We start from the raw sequence: 714 nt of genomic DNA, 5'->3' as shown, positions 1-714 counted from the left end.
TGGTGCCGCTGACTTCAGCCAGGATCGAGGCTTCTTTCGGACGACGGGCTTCGAACAAGTCGGCAACACGCGGCAGACCACCGGTGATGTCACGGGTTTTCGAAGTTTCTTGCGGGATACGGGCGATAACATCACCGATCGCAACCTGCACACCATCCGCCACACCAACCAGGGCGTTAGCCGGCAGGAAGTACTGAGCCGGTACGTCGGTACCTGGCAGCAGCAGATCCTTGCCATCGACACCGACCATCTTAACGGCAGGACGGATGTCCTTACCGGCAGCTGGACGGTCTTTGGCGTCGAGTACTTCAATGTTGGTCATACCGGTCAATTCGTCAGTCTGACGCTTGATCGTGATGCCTTCTTCCATGCCCACGTAGGTCACGGTTCCTTTCATTTCGTTAACGTGATTGGGTGAGTGAGCGGATCCCACTTGGCCACGATTGCGCCAGCGTCGACCTTGTCACCTTCTTTAACCGAAATCACAGCACCGTACGGCAGCTTGTAACGCTCGCGCTCACGACCGAAGTCATCAGCGATCGCCAACTCACCGGAACGGGACACAGCAACCAGGCAACCATCCACTCGCTCAACGTGCTTCAGGTTGTGCAGACGGACGGTACCGCCATTCTTCACCTGAACGCTGTCGGCTGCGGAGGTCCGGCTTGCCGCACCACCGATGTGGAACGTACGCATGGTCAGCTGGGTACCCGG

At 58.1% G+C, this 714-nt stretch carries 1 pseudogene (only partly in view); it reads right to left on the bottom strand.

From position 1 onward, the window contains the following. Positions 1 to 714: pseudogene (locus ACIQY3_RS34365) on the bottom strand (DNA-directed RNA polymerase subunit beta'); its annotated part reaches 480 nt to the left of the window's first position; the annotation flags it as partial.

Source organism: Pseudomonas sp. NPDC096950 (assembly GCF_044762525.1).
Taxonomy (GTDB): domain Bacteria; phylum Pseudomonadota; class Gammaproteobacteria; order Pseudomonadales; family Pseudomonadaceae; genus Aquipseudomonas.
Note: the sequence above shows the minus strand (reverse complement) of the source record. Positions and strands in the feature narration are given on the sequence as shown.